Origin of the sequence: Salinibacterium sp. ZJ70 (assembly GCF_011751865.2) — a bacterium.
In the GTDB taxonomy this organism is placed as follows: domain Bacteria; phylum Actinomycetota; class Actinomycetes; order Actinomycetales; family Microbacteriaceae; genus Homoserinibacter.
In genome coordinates, this window is the sequence record NZ_CP061770.1 from 784,353 (window position 1) to 808,060 (window position 23,708).

At 69.8% G+C, this 23,708-nt stretch carries 17 protein-coding genes; 8 read left to right on the forward strand and 9 right to left on the reverse strand.

The genetic code is table 11. The annotated features are described in order from the left end of the window. Nucleotides 1–77: 77 nt before the first annotated feature. The 5 genes from HCR12_RS03825 to xseA are packed head-to-tail and all read right to left on the reverse strand — an operon-like array spanning nucleotide 78 to nucleotide 4,210. Nucleotides 78–1,493, reverse strand: coding sequence for a class II fumarate hydratase (locus HCR12_RS03825; RefSeq protein WP_166867601.1), 1,416 nt, complete (start codon nucleotides 1,491–1,493; stop codon nucleotides 78–80). Nucleotides 1,494–1,511: 18 nt separating this feature from the next. Beyond that, the gene (locus tag HCR12_RS03830) at nucleotides 1,512–2,093 is read right to left on the reverse strand and encodes a carbonic anhydrase (RefSeq protein ID WP_191412379.1); all 582 of its coding nucleotides are present in this window, start codon (nucleotides 2,091–2,093) and stop codon (nucleotides 1,512–1,514) included. 38 nt (nucleotides 2,094–2,131) lie between these two features. Beyond that, nucleotides 2,132–2,785, reverse strand: coding sequence for a DUF4245 domain-containing protein (locus HCR12_RS03835; protein ID WP_166867597.1), 654 nt, complete (start codon nucleotides 2,783–2,785; stop codon nucleotides 2,132–2,134). Continuing rightward, on the reverse strand, nucleotides 2,782–3,000 hold the full coding sequence (locus HCR12_RS03840; RefSeq protein ID WP_166867595.1) for an exodeoxyribonuclease VII small subunit: 219 nt from the start codon (nucleotides 2,998–3,000) through the stop codon (nucleotides 2,782–2,784). The genes HCR12_RS03835 and HCR12_RS03840 overlap by 4 nt, the downstream gene beginning before the upstream one ends. Nucleotides 3,001–3,010: 10 nt before the next feature. Beyond that, complete coding sequence (xseA, locus tag HCR12_RS03845; protein ID WP_224763648.1) at nucleotides 3,011–4,210, reverse strand: exodeoxyribonuclease VII large subunit; 1,200 nt, start codon at nucleotides 4,208–4,210, stop codon at nucleotides 3,011–3,013. Between the two features lie 114 nt (nucleotides 4,211–4,324). Between xseA and HCR12_RS03850 the strand changes: the two genes are divergently transcribed. Then, entirely contained in the window at nucleotides 4,325–5,350 is a 1,026-nt protein-coding gene (locus tag HCR12_RS03850) for a 4-hydroxy-3-methylbut-2-enyl diphosphate reductase (protein WP_166868248.1), read from the forward strand. Nucleotides 5,351–5,484: 134 nt separating this feature from the next. Here the strand turns inward: HCR12_RS03850 and fbaA are convergent, their stop codons facing one another. The 3 genes from fbaA to HCR12_RS03865 all read right to left on the reverse strand — a co-directional run bounded on the left by fbaA (nucleotide 5,485) and on the right by HCR12_RS03865 (nucleotide 9,183). Next, nucleotides 5,485–6,516 (reverse strand): class II fructose-bisphosphate aldolase, encoded by a 1,032-nt coding sequence (fbaA, locus tag HCR12_RS03855; protein ID WP_166867592.1) that lies wholly within the window; start codon nucleotides 6,514–6,516, stop codon nucleotides 5,485–5,487. 94 nt (nucleotides 6,517–6,610) lie between these two features. Then, complete coding sequence (gene glpK, locus HCR12_RS03860) at nucleotides 6,611–8,131, reverse strand: glycerol kinase GlpK (protein ID WP_166867590.1); 1,521 nt, start codon at nucleotides 8,129–8,131, stop codon at nucleotides 6,611–6,613. A 74-nt stretch (nucleotides 8,132–8,205) separates the two neighbouring features. Further along, complete coding sequence (locus tag HCR12_RS03865; RefSeq protein ID WP_166867588.1) at nucleotides 8,206–9,183, reverse strand: sugar-binding transcriptional regulator; 978 nt, start codon at nucleotides 9,181–9,183, stop codon at nucleotides 8,206–8,208. A 70-nt stretch (nucleotides 9,184–9,253) separates the two neighbouring features. Here HCR12_RS03865 and HCR12_RS03870 point away from each other — a divergent pair, with 70 nt between their 5' ends. From HCR12_RS03870 to HCR12_RS03890, 5 genes are all read left to right on the forward strand, one after another. After that, nucleotides 9,254–10,969: a glycerol-3-phosphate dehydrogenase/oxidase gene (locus HCR12_RS03870; RefSeq protein ID WP_166867586.1), complete on the forward strand. Its 1,716-nt coding sequence runs from the start codon at nucleotides 9,254–9,256 to the stop codon at nucleotides 10,967–10,969. Between the two features lie 80 nt (nucleotides 10,970–11,049). Beyond that, on the forward strand, nucleotides 11,050–12,783 hold the full coding sequence (locus tag HCR12_RS03875; protein ID WP_166867584.1) for an ABC transporter ATP-binding protein: 1,734 nt from the start codon (nucleotides 11,050–11,052) through the stop codon (nucleotides 12,781–12,783). Continuing rightward, nucleotides 12,780–14,765 (forward strand): ABC transporter ATP-binding protein, encoded by a 1,986-nt coding sequence (locus HCR12_RS03880; protein ID WP_166867582.1) that lies wholly within the window; start codon nucleotides 12,780–12,782, stop codon nucleotides 14,763–14,765. Before HCR12_RS03875 ends, HCR12_RS03880 begins: the two co-directional genes overlap by 4 nt. A gap of 95 nt (nucleotides 14,766–14,860) precedes the next feature. After that, a complete protein-coding gene (locus HCR12_RS03885; protein WP_166867580.1) occupies nucleotides 14,861–17,338 on the forward strand; it encodes a glycoside hydrolase family 9 protein in 2,478 nt (825 codons plus the stop codon). A gap of 183 nt (nucleotides 17,339–17,521) precedes the next feature. Next, nucleotides 17,522–19,378: a sigma-70 family RNA polymerase sigma factor gene (locus HCR12_RS03890; RefSeq protein ID WP_166867578.1), complete on the forward strand. Its 1,857-nt coding sequence runs from the start codon at nucleotides 17,522–17,524 to the stop codon at nucleotides 19,376–19,378. A 456-nt stretch (nucleotides 19,379–19,834) separates the two neighbouring features. On the opposite strand, the gene HCR12_RS03895 is transcribed toward HCR12_RS03890, so the two are convergent. Next, nucleotides 19,835–21,058, reverse strand: coding sequence for a DNA recombination protein RmuC (locus tag HCR12_RS03895; RefSeq protein WP_166867576.1), 1,224 nt, complete (start codon nucleotides 21,056–21,058; stop codon nucleotides 19,835–19,837). A 61-nt stretch (nucleotides 21,059–21,119) separates the two neighbouring features. On the opposite strand from HCR12_RS03895, the gene HCR12_RS03900 reads away from it, so the two are divergent. After that, nucleotides 21,120–22,028, forward strand: a complete 909-nt coding sequence (locus HCR12_RS03900; RefSeq protein ID WP_166867574.1) for a LysR family transcriptional regulator — start codon at nucleotides 21,120–21,122, stop codon at nucleotides 22,026–22,028. Nucleotides 22,029–22,139: 111 nt separating this feature from the next. Next, nucleotides 22,140–23,630 (forward strand): CoA-acylating methylmalonate-semialdehyde dehydrogenase, encoded by a 1,491-nt coding sequence (locus HCR12_RS03905; RefSeq protein ID WP_166867572.1) that lies wholly within the window; start codon nucleotides 22,140–22,142, stop codon nucleotides 23,628–23,630. The last annotated feature ends 78 nt before the right edge of the window (nucleotides 23,631–23,708 follow it).

The following is a 23,708-nucleotide window of genomic DNA, read 5'->3' on the forward strand; positions in this document are numbered from 1 at the left end:
TTCGGGCGGACGCAGAGCGCCCCCGCTCGGCGAACCGGAACGGGGGCGCTGCAGAGGAACTGCGGGGGAGCTGCGGATCAGCCCGGGTGCGTCATCGAGAGCACATCGAGCGCCGTGTCGAGCTGCTCGAGCGTGAGCTCGCCGCGCTCCACGAAGCCGAGCTCGAGCGTCGCCTCGCGCACCGTGATGCCCTGGGCGACCGCGTGCTTGGCGATCTTGGCGGCGTTCTCGTAGCCGATGAACTTGTTGAGCGGCGTGACGATCGACGGCGACATGCCGGCGAGAGCGGCGGCGCGCTCGAGGTTCGCTTCGAGACCGTCGATCGTCTTGTCGGCGAGCACGCGGGTCGAGTTCGCGAGCAGACGGATCGACTCGAGCAGCGCCGTGCCCATCACGGGGATCGCGACGTTGAGCTCGAACGAGCCGGTGGCGCCCGCCCAGGCGACGGTCGCGTCGTTGCCGATGACGCGCGCGCCGACCATGATGACGGCCTCGGGCACGACGGGGTTGACCTTGCCGGGCATGATCGAGGAGCCGGGCTGCAGGTCGGGGATGTGCAGCTCGCCGAGACCGGTGTTGGGGCCGGAGCCCATCCAGCGCAGGTCGTTGCAGATCTTGGTGAGCGAGACCGCGATGACACGCAGGGCGCCGGAGGCCTCGACGAGGCCGTCGCGGTTCGCCTGCGCCTCGAAGTGGTCGAGCGCCTCGGTGATCGGCAGGCCCGAGGAGGCCGCGAGCTCGGCGATGACCTTCTGCGGGAAGCCGAGCGGGGTGTTGATGCCGGTGCCGACGGCGGTGCCGCCGAGCGGGACCTCCGCGACACGGGGGAGTGCCGCCTGCACGCGCTCGATGCCGAGGCGCACCTGGCGGGCGTAGCCGCCGAACTCCTGGCCGAGGGTGACGGGCGTCGCATCCATGAGGTGCGTGCGGCCCGGCTTGACGGCGTCCTTCCAGAGCGTCGCCTTCTTCTCGAGCGCGACGGCGAGGTGGTCGAGCGCGGGCACGAGGTCGTTGATGAGGGCACCCGTGACGGCGACGTGCACCGAGGTGGGGAACACGTCGTTCGAGGACTGCGAGGCGTTGACGTGGTCGTTGGGGTGAACGGGCGAGCCGAGCTTCTCGGTCGCGAGGGTGGCGAGCACCTCGTTCATGTTCATGTTCGAGCTCGTGCCGGAGCCCGTCTGGTAGGTGTCGACCGGGAAGTGGTCGTGGTGCTGGCCGTCGATGATCTCGTCGGCGGCCGCGACGATCGCGTCGGCGACGGCCACGTCGAGCACGCCGAGTTCGGCGTTGGCGATCGCTGCGGAGCGCTTCACCCGGGCGAGGGCGACGATCTGCGCGGCCTCCAGCCCGGTGCCCGAGATGGGGAAGTTCTCGACGGCGCGCTGCGTCTGCGCGCGGTAGAGGGCGGATGCAGGAACCCGCACCTCTCCCATCGTGTCGTGCTCGATGCGGTACTCAGTCACGGTGATGCTGCCCTTCTTCGGGTTCATGCGGGTGACGACGCGGGCTCAGGCCTCGTCGTCGATGGAGCCGATCACGATCGCCACTGCGGCGTCGCCTTCGGCAAGACGGTAGTTCGCTCCCACCACTGCCAGCGTACCTTCGGCGACGGCGTCGGCGATGAGCTCGGATCGCTCCACGACGGCGGCGACGGTCGCTTTGAGGTGGCGGATGCCGACGGCTTCCGCGCTCTGGTCGGCGCCGGCGCGGACGGCCGGGCGGATGGCGGCGATGTGGCCCGCGATGCGAGGGGGGAGCGCGGGAGTCTCGGGTGAGCTGAGCTCGATCGCGGCCTTCACCGCACCGCAGTTGTCGTGCGCGAGCACGACGATGAGCGGAACCCCGAGCACCGCGACGGCGTACTCGAGGGAGGCGATCGCCGAGTCGGAGATGACCTGGCCGGCGTTGCGGATGACGAACAGGTCGCCGAGGCCCTTGTCGAAGATGATCTCGGCCGCGAGGCGGGAGTCGCTGCAGCCGAAGAGGACGGCGTGGGGATCCTGCGCGCCCGTGAGATCCTGGCGGCGCTCGGCGTCCTGGCGGGGGTGGAGCGGCTCACCTGCGACGAAGCGCTCGTTGCCGCGCTTCATCTCACGCCAGACCTGGGCAGGGGTGCGGATGATGTCGGTCACGGGAGCTCCTCGGCGGTGGCGGCGGCGACGGTCTCGAGGTCGGCATCGCGTGCCGTCCCGGAGACCACGATGGTGCGGTCGTCGAGCTCGGCGACGAGGGCGAAGGCGACATTGCCTGCGTCCTCGACGTCCCGGCGGTCATAGGTGGTCCAGGGGATGCCGCCGAGCTCGACGATGGGGCCGGCCTGTGCGTCGCGCACGGTGTTGGCGATCCAGGTCGCGTCGGTGTCGAAAGCCTGGGTGAGCTGCACGAATTCGCGGTTCGGGCTCACGAAGCCGATCTCCCAGGCGGTGACGCCGGCTGCGGTCTTCTTCGCGGAGCGGGCGAAGTTCGAGGTCCACTCGTCGCCGAGTTCGGGGATGACGAGCTTGTCGTCGAATCCGGACTGGGCGTTGTGCGTCGACGTCGCGTAGTCGACGGGCTCGCGGAAGACGCCCTGGTCGGGGCGTGCGACGACGAGCACCAGGAACAACACCACGCCGAGGGTTCCGAGCAGCGCCCCCACGAGGGCGAACCAGGTCTTGCCTTCACGGTGTGCGCGGCTCGTCGCCGCCTTGCGGGCGAAGGTCTCTTCGGGGGTCTCGGCGCGACCGAGCTCGGCGACGATCGGCCGTCCCTGCTCGTCGTGTCCGGGGTGACGCGGGCTCACGAGCCGGCAGCCGCGCGTGCGGCCTCGAGTCGTGCCTTGGCGCCCACGAGCCACTCTTCGCAGCGGCGGGCGAGCGCCTCTCCGCGCTCCCAGAGTGCGAGCGACTCCTCGAGGGTGGCGGCGCCCTGTTCGAGGCGCGTCACCACCTGCACGAGCTCGTCGCGGGCCTCCTCATAGCTGAGCGAGGCGACGTCGGCGGGGGTGGCGTCGGACATGGCTTCCAGACTAGTCGGCGGTGGCAGTCAGTTCACCCGATGCGACGCGGATGCGGAGGGCGTCGCCCGAGGCGACCTCGTCGGCGTCGCGCACGATCGCATCCGCGGCGCTCACGACGGCATAGCCCCGGTCGAGGGTGCGCTGGGGCGACAGCGCACGCAGTTCGACGGCGAGTCGGTGGATGGCGGTCTCCTCGCGTTCGACCCGCAGCTGCACGAGCTGCGTGCCGCGGTCGACGAGGCGGATGAGATCCTCGGTGCGCGTCTGCACGAGGGTCGAGGGGTCCGAGAGCGAGGGGCGCGATCGCAGCGTCGCGAGCCGCTCGATCTCGCCGTTGATGAGCGAGGCGAGGCGCGAGCTCATGCGGGCGCGTGCCTGCTGCATGAGCGCCATCTCCTCGGCGACGTCCGGGACCACGCGCTTGGCGGCATCCGTGGGGGTCGATGCGCGGAGGTCGGCGACGAGGTCGAGGAGGGGGCTGTCTGCTTCGTGCCCGATGGCCGAGACGAGCGGAGTGGTCGCCGCCGCGGCGGTGCGCACGAGCTGCTCGTCGCTGAACGGCAGCAGGTTCTGGAAGTCGCCGCCGCCGCGCGCGACGATGATGACGTCGACCTCGGGGTCGGCGTCGAGCGTGCGGATGGCTGCGGCGACCTCGGTCGCTGAGCGGTCGCCCTGCACCGCCGCGTGCACGACGCGGAACTCCACCTGCGGCCAGCGCAGCTGGGCATTGCGCAGCACGTCCTTCTCGGCATCAGAGTCCTTGCCGGTGACGAGCCCGATGCACTGCGGAAGGAAGGGCAGCGGCTTCTTGCGGTCGGCGTCGAAGAGACCTTCGGCGCGGAGTTTCTGCTTGAGGCGCTCGAGCTGGGCGAGCAGGTCGCCGATGCCGGCATGCCGGAGGTCGGACGCGACCATCGAGAGCGTTCCGCCGCGCATCCAGTAGTCGGGCTTGACGAGGGCCGCGACGCGGTCGCCCTGCTGGAACGTCTCGGTGAGGCGCGAGACGGTGGAGGACCACACGGTGAGCGAGACGGTGACGTCCTGGTCGAGGTCCTTGAGCTTGGCGTAGACGACGCCGCGCGACTGGTTCCACTGGGTCAGCTCGCCCTCGACCCAGACCGAGCCGAGGCGGTCGATCCAGCCCTTGAGCTTGGCGGCGAGCTCGGCGACGGGCCACGGGGTCTCGGCTGTCGGCTTCTCGTCGCTCACCCGACCAGGGTACGCACCTCGCGCGCCCGGCGGATGCGAAGGTCCCCACCGTAGACTCGGCATGTGTCTGCCATCACCAACGGGAGCCCGCCCGTCGCCCTTGAGACGCCCCGCATGCCGCGGGTGCGCGGCCGCCTGCGCGACGAGCCGGTCGACGCGCCCAAGCGCGTGCTGCTCGCCGCTCCCCGCGGATACTGCGCGGGCGTGGACCGTGCCGTGATCGCGGTCGAGAAGGCGCTCGACAACTTCGGCGCTCCCGTCTACGTGCGCAAGCAGATCGTGCACAACGTGCACGTCGTGAGCGAGCTGGAGCGCCGCGGTGCGATCTTCGTCGACGAGGTCGACGAGGTGCCGCCGGGGTCGAACCTCGTGTTCTCGGCGCACGGCGTCTCGCCGATGGTCGTGCAGGCCGCCGCCGATCGCGACCTCATGGCGATCGACGCCACCTGTCCGCTCGTCACGAAGGTTCACCGCGAGGCGACGCGCTTCGCGAAGCAAGATCTGCAGATCCTGCTCATCGGTCACGCCGGGCACGAAGAGGTCGAAGGAACCATGGGTCACGCGCCCGAGCAGACCATCCTGGTCAACTCGCCCGACGATGTCGACGGCATCGTGGTCGACGACCCCGACAACCTCGTGTGGATCTCGCAGACGACCCTCTCGGTCGACGAGACGATGGAGACCGTCCGTCGTCTGCGCGAGCGCTTCCCGAACCTTCAGGATCCGCCCTCGGACGACATCTGCTACGCCACCCAGAACCGTCAGGTGGCGATCAAGAAGGTCGCTCCGCAGGCTGACCTGGTGATCGTCGTCGGCTCGGCGAACTCGTCGAACTCGGTGCGCCTCGTCGAGGTCGCGCTCGAGTACGGCGCGAAGGCCGCGTACCGCATCGACTACTCGCACGAGATCCAGCAGTCGTGGCTCGACGGGGTGGCGACGATCGGCATCTCGAGCGGCGCATCCGTGCCCGAGGTTCTCGTGCAGGAGGTTCTCGAGGATCTCGCCGACGCCGGATACGCCGATGTCGCCGAGGTGCGCACCGCCGAGGAGGACCTCATGTTCTCGCTCCCCAAGGAGCTGCGCCGCGACGCGCAGGGCAACGCCGACTCCCGTGCTCTCGGAGGTCGCGCGCGCAGCTGATCTCCGCAACGAGCTCGACTGCGACGCGGGGGAGTCTCGTTCCGCGTCCCGCCGAACACCCCCTGAACGGCACGGGAATGCGGAACGCGCCGCCCCTCAGGTGAGGAGACGGCGCGTTCGCGATGCCCGAGGGATCAGCGGCTGATGGCCTGACCTGCCGAGCCGAGCTGCTGCGTAGCCTCGACGACGCGCTGCGCCATCGCGGTCTCGGCGAGCTTGCCCCATGCGCGCGGGTCGTAGATCTTCTTGTTGCCGACCTCGCCGTCGACCTTCAGGAAGCCGTCGTAGTTCCGGAAGACGGTGTCGGCGACCGAGCGCGAGTACGCGTACTGCGTGTCGGTGTCGATGTTCATCTTGATGACGCCGTTGGCGACGGCCTCGGCGATCTCCGCCTCGGTCGAACCCGATCCGCCGTGGAAGACGAGGTCGAGGGGCTTGGGCCCGGTGCCGTACTTCGCTGCGATGCCCGCCTGGATCTCGCCGAGCAGCTCGGGGCGGAGCTTGACGCCGCCGGGCTTGTACACGCCGTGCACGTTGCCGAAGGTGAGCGCTGCGATGTAGCGGCCCTGCTCGCCGAGGCCGAGCGCCTCGACCGCCTGGGTGACATCGCCGAGGGTCGTGTAGAGCGCGTCGTTCGAGCCCTCGTGCTGCACGCCGTCCTCTTCGCCGCCGACGACGCCGATCTCGACCTCGAGGATGGCGTTGATGTTCTTGAGACGGGGGAGGAGCTCCCGCGCGATCTCGAGGTTCTCGGTGAGCGGCACAGCCGATCCGTCCCACATGTGCGACTGGAAGATCGGGTTGCGACCGGCCTTGACCTCCGCCTCGGACGCCTCGATGAGCGGGATCACGAAGCCGGGCAGAGCCTCCTTGGGGCAGTGGTCGGTGTGCAGGGCGACCGTGATCGGGTAGTTCTTGGCGACCTCGGTGGCGTAGGCGGCGAACGCGAGTGCACCGGAGGCGCGAGCCTTCACGCTCTGGCCGGCGAAGTAGTCGGCGCCGCCGGTCGTGACCTGGATGATCCCGTCGGAGCCGGCCTCGGTGAGGCCCTGCAGAACGGCGTTGATCGTCGAGGAGGACGAGACGTTGATGGCGGGGAAGGCGAAGACGTTGCGCTTGGCCTTGTCGAGCATCTCGGCGTACTGATCCGGGGTTGCGACGGGCATGGGGGTCCTCCTGGCGGCGGTTGTGGTGAGCTGACGACGCGCGAGCGCCAACACGGAGTCTATTCCCGGCGCATGCGCGCGGGGTGAGAAGGGCTCAGTCGACCCAGTCGAAGGTGCGCTCGACGGCCTTGTGCCACCGGGCGAGGCCCGCGGCGCGGGTGGCTTCGTCCGTGGTCGGCTTCCAGCGCGCGCCTTCGCTCCAGAGGGAGCGGAGCTCGTCGACGTCCTTCCAGAGCCCGACCGCGAGGCCGGCCGCGTAGGCGGCGCCGAGGGCTGTGGTCTCGACGACCTCGGGGCGCACGACGTCGATGCCGAGGGCATCCGCCTGCAGCTGCATGAGCAGCTCGTTGCCGACCATGCCGCCGTCGACGCGCAGCTCGGTGATGTCGGTGCCGAGTTCGGCGTTGGCCGCCTCGAGCACGTCGAGCGTCTGGTAGGCGACGGATTCGAGGGATGCGCGGGCGATGTGCGCTTTCGTCGCGAAGCGCGTGAGTCCGACGATCGCACCGCGCGCATCCGGGCGCCAGTAGGGCGCGAACAGGCCGGCGAACGCGGGTACGACGTAGACGTCGCCGTTGTCGTCGACCGAGCGCGCGAGCTCCTCGACCTCGGGGGCCGAGGAGATGATGCCGAGGTTGTCGCGCAGCCACTGGATGAGCGAGCCGCTCACGGCCACCGATCCTTCGAGGGCGTAGCGGGGTGCGTCGTCGCCGAGCTGATAGGCGACGGTCGTGATGAGTCCGTGCTCGCTCGCGACCTTCGCGGTGCCGGTGTTGACGATGAGGAAGTTGCCGGTGCCGTAGGTGTTCTTCGACTCGCCCGCGCCGAACGCGGCCTGGCCGAAGGTCGCGGCCTGCTGGTCGCCGAGGATGCCGGCGATGGGCACTTCGCGCAGCAGGCTGTCGCCGTGCGCGGTGCCGTACACCTCGGCGGAGGAGCGGATCTGGGGGAGCATGGCGCGCGGCACGTCGAACGCGGCGAGCAGCTCGTCGTCCCAGTCGAGCGTGTCGAGATCCATGAGGAGGGTGCGGCTCGCGTTGGTGACGTCCGTCGCGTGCACGCCGCCGTCGGTGCCGCCGGTGAGGTTCCACAGCACCCACGTGTCGGGGGTGCCGAAGAGCAGCTCGCCGCGCTCGGCGCGCTCGCGGGCGCCGTCGACGCTGTCGAGGATCCACGCGATCTTGGTGGCGGAGAAGTAGGTGGCGAGCGGCAGGCCCGTCTTCGCGGCGAAGCGGCGCACGCCGCCGTCGGCAGCGAGGGCGTCGACGCGATCCTGCGTGCGGGTGTCCTGCCAGACGATCGCGTTGTGGATCGCCTTTCCGGTGGCCTTGTCCCACACGATGACGGTCTCGCGCTGGTTGGTGATGCCGATCGCGGCCACGTCGTGGCGGGTGATGCCGGCGTCGGCGAGCGCCTCGCCGATGACGTGGCGGGTGTTGTGCCAGATCTCCTGGGGGTCGTGCTCGACCCACCCCGGCTGGGGGAAGATCTGGCGGTGCTCGCGCTGCCCCGAGCTGACGATGCGCCCTCCGTCGTCGAAGACGATCGCCCGGGTGCTCGTCGTGCCCTGGTCGATGGAGACGATGTGACGGGGTGCGGATGCGGCGGCTGCCATGCGGGACTCCTTCGGTGTGGTTCGAGGCTAGAGCGACGCGCGTCGACGAGCCAGACGGTGAACGGACGTGCAGCTCATGCGGTGCCGTGGACGAGGCGGCGCGCGAGGCCTTCGTCGATCACGAGATCGGTGACGATGCCCGCGGCGAGGGCGCCGCGCAGCGTCTCGAGCTTCTGCGCGCCCGACACGATGCAGATGCGCCGCGCGGCCCGGCGGATGCGGTCGAGCCCGGGGCCCGAGCTGCGTGCGTTGAGCGCGACGTCGGCCCAGGAGCCGTCGGCGCGGTAGAAGACGGTCGCGACGTCGCCGACGACTTCGTCTCCGGCGAGGCTCGCGTAGTCGCTGCGCTCGAGGTAGCCGCCGATGTGCACCCGGCTGGGCACCGCTGCGAGCGAGGAGCCGAGACCGAAGATGGCGACGTCGAGGCGGTCCTGCAGGTCGAGCACGCGGCGCATGGAGCGCTCGCGCCAGAGGGCTTCGCGGGTGCTGGGGTCGTCGAACAGCGCGGGCACAGGGAACTGCTGGGTGCGGGCGTGGAATGCGGTGCCGAAGCGCCCGAGGATGTCGCTCGCGTACTCGATGCCGGTCGTCTCGGTGTTGCCTGCGCCGTTGAGCTGCACGATGACGGTGTTGTGGGTCTCCTTCTGGGGGAGGTGCCGGCTGATGGCGCTCACGGTCGACCCCCAGGCGATGCCGACGACGAGGTTGGCGTCGATGTAGCGCGGCAGGAGGCGGGCGGCGGTGAGCGCGACGCGCTCGAGTCGCTCGACGTCGCTGAGTCGGTCGGGGGCGGGCACGACGTGCGCGTTCACACGGTGGCGGGTGCGCAGCTCCATCTCGAGACGGGCACCGGATTCGAGGGGCGAGCGCACCTGGATGTCGACGATTCCGAGCTCTCGCGCGAGGCTCAGCAGGCGCGAGACGGAGGAGCGCGAGGTGCCGAGCTCGGCGGCGATGACCTCCATCGTCTGGTCCTGCATGTAGTAGAGCTGGGCCGCTCGGAGTGCGAGGAGCTCCTTCGGGTCGATCACGGGATCAGGCCGCGGTGTCATGAGCTCCTCCTTTCTGCACATTTGTGCAGCCGCTTTGCAATGCTGTGCGAACTCTTCCCACGATAGACGCATGACCTCGTCGCGCCCCGCAGCATCCGTCCGTCCTGTCGTCTCCGAACTCGCCGCGCGCGGCCGGGTTCAGGCGCTCGTCATCGGCGGCGGCATCAACGGCATCGCGACGTTCCGCGACCTCGCCCTGCAGGGCGTCGACGTGGTGCTCGTCGAGCGCGCCGACTTCGCATCCGGCGCGACGGCGGCCTCCAGCCACATGATCCACGGCGGCATCCGCTACCTCGAGAACGGCGAGTTCCGACTCGTCAAGGAGTCGGTCGAGGAGCGCAACGGGCTCCTGCGGATCGCGCCCCACTTCGTGAAGCCGCTCGAGACCACGATTCCGATCTACTCCACGTTCGCGGGCATCCTGCAGGCGCCGCTGCGCTTCCTCACGCACAAGCAGGGCAAGCCCACCGAGCGCGGCGCGCTGCTCATCAAGGTCGGCCTCACGATCTACGACATCTTCTCCCGCGACGGTGGCGCGGTGCCCCGCCACCGCTTCCACGGCCGCAAGCGCTCGCTCGAAGCTCTCCCCGTGCTCGACCCGAAGATCCGCTACACCGCCACCTACTTCGACGCCTCGGTGCACGACCCCGAGCGCCTCGCGCTCGACGTGCTCCTCGACGGCTGCGCCGCCGAGCCGCGTGCGACGGCCGCCAACTACGTCGAGGCGATCGGCCTCGACGGCGACACCGTGACCCTCCGCGACACCGTGACGGGCGAGACGTTCACCCTCGCGGCCGACGTCGTCGTCAACGCCTCCGGCCCCTGGTCCGACCTCACCAACGAGGCCCTCGGTCGCCCCTCGCAGTTCATGGGCGGCACCAAGGGCTCCCACATCGTGCTCGACAACGAGGAGCTCCTCGAGGCCACGAAGGGCCGCGAGATCTTCTTCGAGCACAAGGACGGCCGCATCGTGCTCATCTACCCGATCAAGGGGCGCGTGCTCGTCGGAACGACCGACATCGACGCCGACCCCTCGCAGCCGGCGCTGTGCACCGAGGAGGAGGTCGACTACTTCTTCGATCTCATTCACCACGTGTTCCCCACGATCACCGTCGACCGCGCGCAGATCGTGTTCCGCTACTCCGGCATCCGCCCGCTGCCGCGCCACGAGGACACCGCTCCCGGCTTCGTCTCGCGCGACTACCGTGTCGAGATCGCCAAGCGCGAGGGTGCGGCGCCCGTCGTGACCCTCGTCGGCGGCAAGTGGACGACGTTCCGCGCGCTCGGCGAATCGCTCGCGAACACCGTGCTCGGACTCCTCGGCGCTGAGCGCCGCGTCTCGACCTCGAAGCTCGTGATCGGCGGCGGCGTCGACTTCCCGGCGACCGCAGCGGCCGCCGCGGCATGGGTGCGCACCAACCTCGCCGAGGTGTCAGCCGGACGCCACGCCCAGCTCCTCGAGCGCTACGGCACGCGTGCCCGCGCCGTCGCCGCGTTCCTCAGCGCGGGCGAGGACCGCGAGATCCTCGGAGGTCGTGTCTCGACGCGTGAGCTCGCGTGGATGGTCGAGCACGAGCAGGCCGTGCACCTCAGTGATGTGCTCCTGCGTCGCACCGATCTCGCGTTCACGGGGGCGCTCAGCGACGAACTCCTCGTCGAGATCGCCGACGCGCTCGCCGAGGCCGCCGGATGGGATGCCGACACCCTCGCCGCCGAGCTCGCCGCCACCCGCGCGGAGCTCGCCGCGCGGTTCGGAGTGGAGCTCGCCCCCGCCCTGGCGGACTGACCCGCGCGCACGTAGATTGAGGTCGGATCCGACATCTCCCGAGGGCGCGGATCCGACCTCTCTCACGTGAAAGAAGCTCCGTGCTCGGCAAACTGCTCGTGCGCTACCTGCGCCCGTACGCACCGCTGCTCGTCGGCGTCGTCGTCTTCCAGCTGATCCAGTCGATCGCTGCGCTCTACCTCCCTGCGATCAACGCCGACATCATCGACGACGGCGTCGCGGCGGGGGACACGGCGCTCATCGTGCGGCTCGGTGCGCTCATGCTCGGCATCACACTCGTGCAGATCGCCGCCGCGATCGCCGCCGTGTACTTCGGGGCGAAGGCTTCGATGGCGCTCGGTCGGGACCTGCGCGCCTCCGTGTTCCACCGCGTCGGCGAGTTCTCGGAGCGCGAGGTGGCGCGGTTCGGCGCACCGAGCCTCATCACCCGCTCCACGAACGACGTGCAGCAGGTGCAGATGCTCGTTCTCATGACGTGCACGATGCTCGTGGCGGCGCCCATCCAATCCATCGGCGGGGTCATCATGGCGCTGCGCGAGGACGTGGCGCTCTCGGGCATCCTCGCCGTCGCGGTTCCCGTGCTGCTCGTGAGCGTGGGGCTCATCATCGCGCGCATGGTGCCGCTCTTCCGCGTGATGCAGACGCGCATCGACACCGTCAACCGCGTGCTGCGCGAGCAGCTCACCGGCATCCGCGTGATCCGCGCCTTCGTGCGGGAGTCGGCGGAGCGTGCGCGCTTCGGGCGGGCCAACGACGAGCTCACCGACACCGCGCTGCGCGCCGGTCGGCTGTTCGCGCTCATGTTCCCCGTCGTGATGCTCGTGATGAACGTCTCGAGCATCGCCGTCATCTGGTTCGGGGCGTTCCGGATCGAAGCGGGTGCGATGCAGGTCGGATCGCTCATCGCGTTCCTCAGCTACCTCATGCAGATCCTCATCGCCGTGATGATGGCGACCTTCATGACGGTGCTGCTGCCGCGCGCCGCCGTCTCGGCCGATCGCATCGGCGAGGTGCTGGAGACCGAGCCCTCCGTCGTCGCGCCCGAGATCCCCATCACCGACTTCGCGAGCGCCGGACGCGTCGAACTGCGCGGTGCGACCTTCGCCTACCCGGGGGCGGACGCCCCGGTGCTCCGCGATGTGAGCATCACCGCCGAGCCGGGTACGACGACGGCGATCATCGGCTCCACAGGGTCCGGCAAGACGACGCTCGTGAACCTCATCCCGCGGCTCTTCGATGTGACGGGCGGTGCCGTGCTCGTCGACGGAGTGGATGTGCGCCACCTCGATCCCGAGCTGCTGTGGAGCCTCATCGGGCTCGTGCCGCAGAAGCCGTACCTCTTCTCGGGCACGATCGCCTCGAACTTGCGCTACGGCAACCCCGACGCCACCGACGAGGAGCTCTGGGAGGCGCTCGAGATCGCCCAGGCGCGGGACTTCGTCGAGCGGATGCCCGAGCAGCTCGAAGCGCCCGTCTCGCAGGGCGGCACCAACGTCTCCGGCGGCCAGCGCCAGCGGATCGCGATCGCGCGCGCCATCGTGAAGCGGCCCGAGATCTACATCTTCGACGACTCGTTCTCGGCGCTCGACACGGCGACGGATGCGCGGCTGCGCCAGGCGCTCTCCTCGCGCCTGGCTGGCGCGACCTTCATCGTCGTCGCGCAGCGCGTCTCGACGATCATCGACGCCGACCAGATCGTCGTGCTCGATGACGGCACGGTCATCGCCCGCGGCACGCACGACGAGCTGCTCGAGACCTCGACCGAGTACCGCGAGATCGTCGACAGCCAGCTGAGCGCGGAGGAGGCGGCATGAGCGCCGGACGTCCGGCACCCGCCGTCGGGCCCGGTCGCGGGCCGGGGGGCGGACACGGCGGCTTCGGCGGAGGAATGCCCGTCGAGAAGTCGATGAACTTCGGCTCGAGTGCGAAGCGCCTCTTCGGGCAGCTGCGCCGGGAGCGCCTGCGCGTGATCTTCGTGGTCCTGCTCGGGGTCGTGAGCGTCGCGCTCACGGTTGCGGGGCCCAAGCTCCTCGGCGAAGCCACCAACATCGTCTTCGAAGGCGCGATCTCGGCGCAGATGCCGGAGGGCGCCACGAAGGAGCAGGTGATCGCGAGCCTCGAGGCCCGCGGCGACACCCAGCTCGTCGAGATGATCCGCAACATGGACGTGCACCCCGGGGAGGGCATCGACTTCTCGGCTCTCGCGCTCGTGCTCGGCACCGTGCTGCTGCTGTACGTGGCCGCATCCGTGTTCTCATGGGGCCAGTCGTACGTGCTCAACGGCATCACGCAGCGCACCGTGCGGCGCCTGCGCGAGCAGGTCGAGGACAAGCTGCACCGACTGCCGCTCAGCTACTTCGACCGGATGCCGCGCGGCGAGCTCCTGAGTCGCGTCACCAACGACATCGACAACGTGTCGCAGAGCCTCCAGCAGACTCTCTCGCAGCTGCTCACATCGCTGCTGACGGTGCTCGGCATCGGCATCATGATGTTCGTCATCTCGCCCGTCCTGGCGCTCGTGGCTCTCATCTCCATCCCCATCACGCTCGTCATCACGGTGTTCGTCGCAAAGCGCTCGCAGAAGCTGTTCGTGGCCCAGTGGGCGCACACCGGCGAGCTCAACGCGCAGATCGAGGAGGGCTACACGGGGCACTCGCTCGTCAAGGTCTTCGGTCGCCGCCCTGAGTCGCAGGCGCGCTTCGACGACAAGAACGAGGAGCTCTTCCGCGCGAGCTTCGGCGCCCAGTTCGTGAGCGGCATCATCATGCCCTCGACGATGTTCGTCGGGAACCTCGTCTACGTGGCGATCGCGGTCGTCGGCGGGCTCTTCGTCGCGAACGGGAGCCTCCGTCTCGGCGATGTTCAGGCGTTCATCCAGTACTCGCGTCAGTTCACCCAGCCGCTCTCGCAGCTCGGATCGATGGTCAACCTGCTGCAGTCGGGCGTCGCGTCCGCAGAGCGCGTGTTCGAGCTGCTCGACGCCGAGGAGGAGCAACCCGACCCGCAGCCCGCGGAGACCCCCGCGAACGCCACAGGACGCATCGCCTTCGAGGACGTCACGTTCAGCTACGACCCCGACAAGCCGCTCATCGAGCACCTGTCGTTCGTCGCAGAGCCGGGGCAGACGGTCGCGATCGTCGGCCCGACGGGGGCAGGCAAGACGACCCTCGTGAACCTCGTCATGCGCTTCTACGACCCCAGCTCGGGTCGCATCACCCTCGATGGCGTCGACACCCGCGACATGACGCGCGACGACCTCCGCCGCCGCACCGGCATGGTGCTGCAGGACACCTGGCTCTTCAGCGGCACCATCCGCGAGAACATCGCCTACGGGCGCCCCGAGGCGAGCGAAGAGGAGATCATGGCGGCCGCGCAGGGCGCCTACGTCGACCGCTTCGTGCACTCGCTGCCCGACGGCTACGACACCATGCTCGACGACGAGGGCGGCAATGTCTCGGTGGGCGAGAAGCAGCTCATCACGATCGCGCGTGCGTTCCTCGCGAAGCCGAGTGTGCTCATCCTCGACGAGGCGACGAGCTCGGTCGACACCCGCACCGAGGTGCTCGTGCAGCGTGCGATGCGCGCTCTTCGGCAGGACCGCACGAGCTTCGTGATCGCCCACCGCCTCTCCACCATCCGCGACGCGGACGTGATCCTCGTGATGGAGAACGGTGCGATCGTCGAGCAGGGCACGCACGAGGAGCTGCTGGCAGCCGGCGGCGCGTACGCGCGGCTCTACGAAGCCCAGTTCGCGGCGCCGATCGAGACCGACGAGACGGACGAGTCCGCCGCCTGATCGGCGCCCGAGGGGCGTCCGGTCGGCGATCGGACGAACCCTCGCGTTCTGCTACCGTGAGAGCGCTCCCACATCGACGTGGACCGAGGAGACCCGTGCGCCACCACCACACCCGCACCCGCCCTGCCACCCGCGCCGGCCGCCACGGCGCCCGCACAGCGGGCGGCATCGCCGCCGCATTGCTCGCTGTGGGCGTCATCGGCGCCCCCGCCTTCGCCGCACCCGCCGTCGACGACCTCGGGCCCGAGCTCATCGCCAACGGCACATTCGACGCCGGCCACGAACCGTGGTGGACCACCCCCGACACCGTCGCCGACAGCTCGAGCGGCGCCCTCTGCGTCGACGTCCCCGGTGGCACGACCACCGCGTGGTCGACGATCGTCGGCCTCGACGACATCCCGCTCGTGAAGGGCGAGAGCTACCGCTACAGTGCGCGGATGAGCGGCACCGCCCCGGTGACGATCCGTGTGCTCGCACAGCAGGATCAGGCTCCGTGGACGGCAACCTACGAGACCAACCCCACGACCGCCTCCGACATGACCCTCCACCAGGGCGGCTTCACCTCGACCCTCGACTGGCCGACCGGGCAGCTCGTCTTCCAGATCGGCGGATCCGAGACCGACTGGACGTTCTGCCTCGACGACGTCTCCTTCCGAACCGGGCCGCCGCCCGAGCCCTACGTCGCTGAGACGCACTCCTCGATCCGAGTCAACCAATACGGCTACCTGCCCTCCGGCCCCAAGCGGGCCACGATCCTCGTCGACTCAGCCGAGGCCGCAGGCGTCGACTGGGTTCTGCGTGACGCCGAAGGCGGGGAGGTCGCGCGCGGCACAGCTGAGCCGCTCGGCGACGACCGCACCGTCGCGTCTGCCGTGCAGCGCGTCGTGTTCGACGACGTGCGCGCCACCGGCGACGGCTTCACCCTCGAAGCGGGGGGCGAGACGAGCTACCCGTTCTCGATCCGCGACGGCCTGTACGCCTCCCTCGCCACCGACGCGCTCGGCTACTTCTACCTCGCCCGCAGCGGCATCGAGATCGAAGCCGAGCACGCGGGCGAGCAGTATGCGCGCCCCGCCGGCCACCTGGGCGTCGACCCCAACCAGGGCGACCTCGCGGTCGGCTGCCAGCAGCCGCGCGAGTACTACCAGAACTGGACGTGCGACAGCGTCTTCGACGTGAGCGGCGGCTGGTACGACGCGGGCGACCACGGCAAGTACGTCGTCAACGGCGGCATCGCGGTGCACCAGGTGCTCGATATCTGGGAGCGGGCACTCATCACCGGCTCGACCGAGCCGCTCGCCGACGGCATGCTCTCGATCCCGGAGGCCGGCAACGGCATCCCCGACATCCTCGACGAGGCCCAGTGGCAGCTCGACTGGATGCTGCGCATGCAGGTGCCGGACGGCGAGCAGTACGCGGGCATGGTGTTCCACAAGGTGCAGAACGACGCCTGGTCGGGGCTCCCGACGATGCCATGGCTCGACGACAAGCCGCGGCAGGTGCACCGCCCCTCGACGGCCGCGACGCTCAACTTCGCCGCCGTCACCGCCAAGGGATCGCGCCTGTTCGCCGAGTTCGACCCCGACTACGCGGCCCGGCTGCTCGACGCCTCACGCCTCGCGTGGGGGGCGGCTCTCGCCACCCCCGACCTCTACGCATCGCCCGCAGACGGCAACGACGGCGGCGGGCCCTACGACGACCTGACGGTCGACGACGAGTTCTACTGGGCCGCCGTGGAGCTCTTCCTGACGACCGGGGAGAGCGAGTTCGCCGACTTCGTCGCCGCGAGCCCTGTCGCCGAGATCTCGATCGATGCCGAGGGCGGATTCGACTGGCGCGAGACCGCCGCGCTCGGACGCATGGACCTCGCACTCGTCGAGTCGGAGCATCCGGGCCGCGAGGCGGCGCGTGCCTCGATCGTCGACGCCGCCGACAGCTATCTGGCTGCCGCAGAGAACGCCTTCGAGCACCCGTACCGGCCCCGCGACGGGGAATACGACTGGGGTTCCAACGCGATCATCCTCAACAACCAGGTGATCCTCGCGACCGCATCCGACATCACGGGGGAGTCGCGCTACCGTGACGCCGTCGTGACGGCGATGGACTATCTGCTCGGCCGAAACGGCGTCGACACGTCGTTCATCACCGGGTACGGCACCGCGTACGCGCAGAACCAGCACCACCGCTGGATGGCGCCGTCGCTGAACGCGTCGCTCCCGCCCATCTCGCCCGGAACCATCGCCGGCGGGCCGAACAGCGCGATCCAGGACCCCGTCGCGCAGCAGGCATGGCCGGACGGCTGCACGGCACAGCTCTGCTACCTGGATGACATCCAGTCGTGGTCCACCAACGAGATGACGATCAACTGGAACTCGGCGCTCAGCTGGGTGACCACATGGATCGCGCTCCGCGCGGATCCGGGAACCCCCGGTGGTGTGGTGACCGCGCAGAGCGACGGGCTGCCCCTCGGCCTCGTGATCCCCGCCGGACTTGCGCTCGCGGCCGGCACAGCGGGCGGTGCGCTGGTCCTCATCCGACGACGACGCGGACCTGCACCCACGCGAACGAACTGATTCTCGAAACCTGCGTCACGATCCGGCGCGGGAGCGCTCTCATCATCGTGGGCACCAGCGCGCAGATCGAGGGCCGGGCGGCCAGGGCCGCCTCGGGACACCTCGATGCGCGCCTCCACGTTGGGACGACGAACATCACTGACGTAGCCTTGCCGGACTCCGATGATCGGGGGGGAGTCAGGGATGACGAGAGTGGAAAACGACGTCGAGTGGGGCGACCACGAGCTGATCACGCGCAGCAAGGCTGGCGATCGTGACGCCTTCGGGGAGCTCTGGCGTCGGCATTCGGACGCTGCGCGGCGGGTTGCGGCGCTCTATGCACCGCACGTCGCCGATGACATCACCGTCGATGCGTTCGCCGCGATCTTCCAGCAGTTCCAGAAGCAGGGTGGCCCCGACCACGCGTTCCGTGCGTACCTCTACACCGTGGTGCGCAACCTCGCCGCCAAGGAGCAACGCTCGGCGTCCCGCCTCACCGACCAGCCTCTCGACGAGCAGATGGCCAGTCCGATGACCGTCGAAGAGGAGACGCTGGCTCAGCTGGAGAACGGCGCGACGGCGTCGGCCTTCCGAGCGCTTCCTGAGCGCTGGCAGTCCGTGCTCTGGTACGTCGACGTCGAAGGCCTGAAACCGGCGCAGGCCGCGCCCCTGCTGGGCATCGAGCCGAACGCCGTGTCCGCTCTTGCTCTGCGCGCGCGCGAGGCGCTGAAGCAGAACTGGATCCAGGCGCAGCTCGCGGGCGGGGCGGCCGGCCCCGATTGCGCCGTTGTCGACGACAACCTCGGCAAGTTCACCCGACGCAAGGTCTCGGCCCGCACGCAGGCGAAGATCGACGCCCACGCCTCAGGGTGCATGCGGTGCCGTGCGGTGATCGCGGAGGGCGCTGACCTCGATCGGCATCTCGCGGCGATCCTCTTCCCGATCGTCACGGGTGTCAGCGCCGCAGCCCTGCTGCGGGACGCGGTCGCACCGGCGACGGCCGCCGCGGCGCCGGTGCCGGCCGCGATCTTCGGCGAGCCGTCGCGCGTCGTCGACGCTGCCGTGCTCGCCGGGCCCCCTGCAGGGCCGGAGACGCTGGGTGCCGGTCCGGGAGCGCGGAACCCCGGATCTCAGCGGTCCTCCCTCACGGGCTCCTCGGCTGGCTCGGGCTCCGGCTTCGGCGCCACCGCGCTGGTGGGCCTTGCCGCTGCGGTGGTCGTGGTCGGATCAGGCGCGGGTGTCGCGGTGGTGTCGCACCTCGCGTCGCCGCCCGCTGCCGAGCAGGAACAGCCGACGACCCCTGACGACGGCGACCAAGCGCCTCCGACGCCCGTGGACCAGGAGACGGATGCGGGGGCACCCGTCGGCGAGGTCGAGGAACTCCCTGCCGCCCCGGGGGCCGACTCGCGTGATCGCACGGACTCGCGTGCACCTGTCACGGTGCCGCCCGCGGTCGTCGCCCCCACGCCTGCCCCGGTGTCGCCGCGCCCGGATGCTCCGGTCTTCGGGGCGGTCGCGTCGATCGCCGCGGGCTCGCTCCCGACGTCCATGACCGGCACGGGCGAGCCCGGTGCGACGATCTCGGTGCGGCGAGGCAGTGAGATCATCGCCCAGGTCGTGGTGGCGGATGATGGCACGTGGACGGTGCCGTTCACGAATGTGGAGTTCGCGGCGGGATCCACGGCGCTGCAGATCACCCAGTCGACCGAACGTGACTCCGTCGTCTACGAGTCAGCCCCCACAGCGGTGACGGTCGAGGCCGCGGTGCCCACGTTGGCACTCGGATCCTGGTATCTCGACGGGGTCGATCTCAGGGCGCCGATCACCGTCGACCTGGCATCCGATGTCGAGGTGCTGATCTACCTGCAGTCAGGTGGAGGCGAGGTCACTGCTGCCGGCCAGATGCAGGTCGGTGGACTCAATGCCGCCACGTACCGCTTCGAGGGCGGTGCGCCTGTGGGGACCGTCGCGCGTCTGGGGGTCGCAGTGTTCGACCCGGTGACGGGCGCCCGCGGTCCGATCGGATGGACCGAGAGCGTCGTTCCCGACCCCGGGATCTGATCGCTGAGGGCGTGGATCGCTCCGTCGAGAGAGGCCGGAAAGTTTTTCGGAGTTTCGCGTCACGATCCGCCGGAAGCGAGCTCTCTTCTCTCGACAACGTTCCGCCGACGCCGAAGAGAGCCACTGATGTCCCGAGTCAGTTCTGCGACCCCCCTGCCTGCAGGCTCCCTCGCGATCACTATTCCCGCGGGCGTTGTCTTCCGTGTGCGGCTGCTCGCGACGGAAGTCGGTGAGTCCCGTCGTCTCTGCCCCCAGGGCGGCGCGGGCACACCCGGTCCGGCGCAGCCGCGTTACGCCAGAGGTGAGGTCAGGCACCTGTACCCGCAGGGCTGATCGCCTCGATGTGGCCGCCGCACCCGGGCGGCCACATCCGCGGAGGGGTCGCGACGGCATCTCGCGACCCCTCCGTGCACCGTGCTGCTCTCGACAGCGCCGTCGCGCGCGCTGGCGGAAACGTCAGCCGATGCTGCGTGATGTGGCGGCGTCGGCTTCGAGCGATTCGATGAGCTCGGAGGCCGCGAGCTGGCGCACATCCGCGTCGAGTTCGCCCACGGGTGCGAGCACCTTCGTCTCGTCGAGCTGACTGAGGCGTCGAGCCGACGGAAGCACCTGCCGCTCGAGCGAGCCGACGAATCCGTTGTAGTCGCGCACGCTGCGCTCGAGCGACCGGCCGAGCTTGTCGACGTGGGTGGCGAGCGTGGTGATGCGCCCGTACAGCTCGCGCGACACATCGAAGAGCGTGCGCGCCTCCTGCGTGACGATCTCATGCCGCCAGCTCACCGCGACGGCTTTGAGCACCGAGAAGAGGGTCACGGGGGAGGCGAGCGCCACATGACGGTCGAAGGCGAACTGCATGATCGACGGGTCGGCCTCGAGCGCCGCCGAGAGCAGCGACTCGCTCGGGATGAACGCGACGACCATCTCCGGGCTCGATTCGAGGCCGTCCCAGTAGCGCCGCGCCCCGAGTGCGGTGACGTGGTCTCGGACGGCCTTCACATGCTGGGCGAGCAGGCTCGCGCGACGGGCGCGCTCGGCGTCGTCGGCCGTCTCGGGGATCGCCGACGCCTCGAGGTAGGCCGAGAACGGCACCTTCGAGTCGACGGCGATGCTCTTGCCGCCCGGCAGGCGCACGATCATGTCGGGGCGCGCGGTGCGCCCATCGACCGAGATGGTCGACTGCAGGTCGAAGTTCACGTGCTCGAGCATCCCCGCCGCTTCGACGACGGCGCGCAGCTGGGTCTCGCCCCACACGCCGCGCGTCGCGTTGTTGCGGAGGGCCCCGGCGAGGCCCTCAGCCGTCTGGCGCAGGCGCTCCTCGGAGGCCGTGACATGGCGGAGCTGCTCGGCGATCTCACCGTGCTGGCGGCTGCGCTGCCCTTCGAGCTCGGCCACCTTGGCGCGCATCTGCTCGAGGGATTCGCTCACCGGGGCGAGCGCCTGCAGCACGCGGTTCTCATCCGTGAGCGCCGCTGACCGCTGGCGGGCCTCGGCCTCGGTGCGCTGCAGCAGCTCGGCGTACATGCCGCGGGCCGAATCGAGCTGCTCGCGCATGCCCTCGACGCGGGCGTCAGCCACCGCCGTCGCGGAGGTCGTGCGGGCACGCCAGACGGCGGCCGTCACGATCGTCGCGATCGCGGCGCCGAGCACGAGGCCGATCAGCAGGGGAAGCAGTGCGTCCATGCCCGAAGTCTCGCACCGGCATCCGACAGCGACCCGCCGCCCGCGCCGTAGGGTGAAGCCCATGAGACCTGCCCCGAATGTGAGCGTCGACGATCTGCGCTTCCTCGTCGCGGTGGCCCGCGCCGGCCGGCTCGTCTCCGCTGCCGCCGCGATGAAGGTCGATCACACGACGGTGCGCCGCCGCATCGACCGCCTCGAGACCGCTCTCGGTGCGCGCCTCATCGATCGGGCGGCGGACGGGTGGACGCTCACCGCGGTCGGTCGCGAGGTCGTCGCCAAGGCATCCGGGCTCGACCAGGTCGTGGAGGACGTGCTCGCGGCTGCCGCTGGCGAGCAGGCCTCGCGCATCCGGGGTGCGGTGCGCGTGCTGGCACCCGACGGATTCGGGGCCCGGTTCGTGGCGCCCGCGCTCGCGCGCGTGCGCGCCGAGAACCCGGATCTGCAGATCGAGCTCGTGACGGCGACGCGTCCGCTCACCTCCCACGGCTCGGGCTTCGATGTCGCGGTGACGGTCGGCTCGGTGCCCAACACCCGCCTAGCGGCGGAGCTGCTCGCGCCCTATGCGCTGCGCCTCTACGCCTCTCCCGAGTACCTCGCGCGGTATGACCCCATCAGCTCGCTCGACGATCTGCGGGCACACGGGCTCGTGTTCTACGTGGACGCCCTGCTCACGGTGCGCGAGCTCGAACTCGGTTCGCTCCTGCAGGGCATGCACGTGGGATTCGGGTGCACGAACGTGTTCGCCCAGCTCGATGCGGTGCGAGCGGGCGCGGGTGTCGGCCTGCTGCACTCGTTCATGGCGCAGGGCGATCCGCAGCTCGTGCCGGTGCTGCCGGAGCAGGTGGATCTGCGTCTCGAGTACACGCTCGTCGTACGCCGGGAGTCGCCCGCGACGGAGGCCGTCGCGGAGGTGTGTCGGGCGCTCAGGCACGAGGCGCAGTCGCGCGCGTCGGAGCTCGTCGGGCGCTGACGGACCCTCATCCCGCCGTGTGCATTTCTGCACATCTGCTGGGCGATACTCGTGCTTGATTGCACGGCCCCGGCGGGGGAGAGTGAGAGCATCCGTCGAAAGGCAACAGACATGACCGAGATCCTCGACCACTGGGTCGGCGGCACCGCATTCGCTGGCGCGTCCACCCGCACCGCCCCCGTCTACAACCCCGCGCAGGGCGTCGTGCAGAAGGAGGTCCGCCTCGCCACGACCGGCGACGTCGACCACGCCGTCTCCGTCGCGAAGGCCGCCTACCCCGCGTGGGCCGACGCGAGCCTCGCCAAGCGCCAGACCGTGCTCTTCAACTTCCGCGAGATCCTGAACAAGCGCAAGGGCGAACTCGCCGAGATCCTCACGTCGGAGCACGGCAAGGTCATCTCGGATGCGCTCGGCGAGATCGCGCGCGGCCTCGAGGTCGTCGAGTTCGCGTGCGGCATCCCGCACCTGCTCAAGGGCGAGTACTCGGAGAACGTCTCGACCGGTGTCGACGTCTACTCGGTGCGTCAGCCGCTCGGTGTCGTCGCCGTCATCAGCCCGTTCAACTTCCCGGCGATGGTGCCGATGTGGTTCTTCCCCATCGCGCTCGCCGCGGGCAACGCCGTCATCCTGAAGCCGTCCGAGAAGGACCCGACCGCCGCGATCTGGATGGCCGAGGCGCTCAAGGAGGCCGGCCTCCCCGATGGCGTGTTCAGCGTCGTCCACGGCGACAAGGAGTCGGTCGACGCCCTGCTCGACCACGAGGACATCGCATCCGTCTCGTTCGTCGGCTCCACCCCGATCGCGAAGTACGTCTATGAGCGCGGCACCGCAGCAGGCAAGCGCGTGCAGGCACTCGGCGGCGCCAAGAACCACATGCTCGTCCTCCCCGACGCCGACCTCGACCTCGTCGCCGACTCGGCCGTCAACGCCGGCTTCGGCTCGGCGGGTGAGCGCTGCATGGCGATCTCGGTCGTCGTCGCGGTCGAACCTGTCGCCGACGAGCTCATCGCGAAGATCAGCGAGCGCATGTCGACCCTCAAGGTGGGCGACGGCACCCGCAACTGCGACATGGGTCCGCTCATCACGAAGGAGCACCGCGACAAGGTCGCGGGCTACCTCGAGGTCGCCGAGCAGGATGGCGCCGAGATCGTCGTCGACGGCCGCGGCATCGAGGTCGACGGCGACGCCTCCGGCTTCTGGCTCGGCCCGACCCTCGTCGACAAGGTTCCGACGAGCTCGAAGGTCTACACCGACGAGATCTTCGGACCGGTGCTCTCGATCGTGCGCGTCGCGACCTACGACGAGGGCCTCGCCCTCATCAACTCGGGCCGCTACGGCAACGGCACCGCGATCTTCACCAACGACGGCGGAGCGGCGCGCCGCTTCCAGCGCGAGGTCGAGGTCGGCATGGTCGGCATCAACGTGCCGATCCCCGTGCCCGTCGGCTACTACTCGTTCGGCGGTTGGAAGGACTCGATCTTCGGCGACACGAAGGCCTACGGTCCCGACGCGATCCACTTCTTCACCCGCCAGAAGGCGATCACGAGCCGCTGGCTCGACCCGTCGCACGGCGGCATCAACCTCGGGTTCCCGACCAACTGATCGGTCACCGAACCGGAAGGGGCACTCGTTCGCGGGTGCCCCTTCCTTGATTCGGGGTGACTGGTCCTCAGAAAGTGC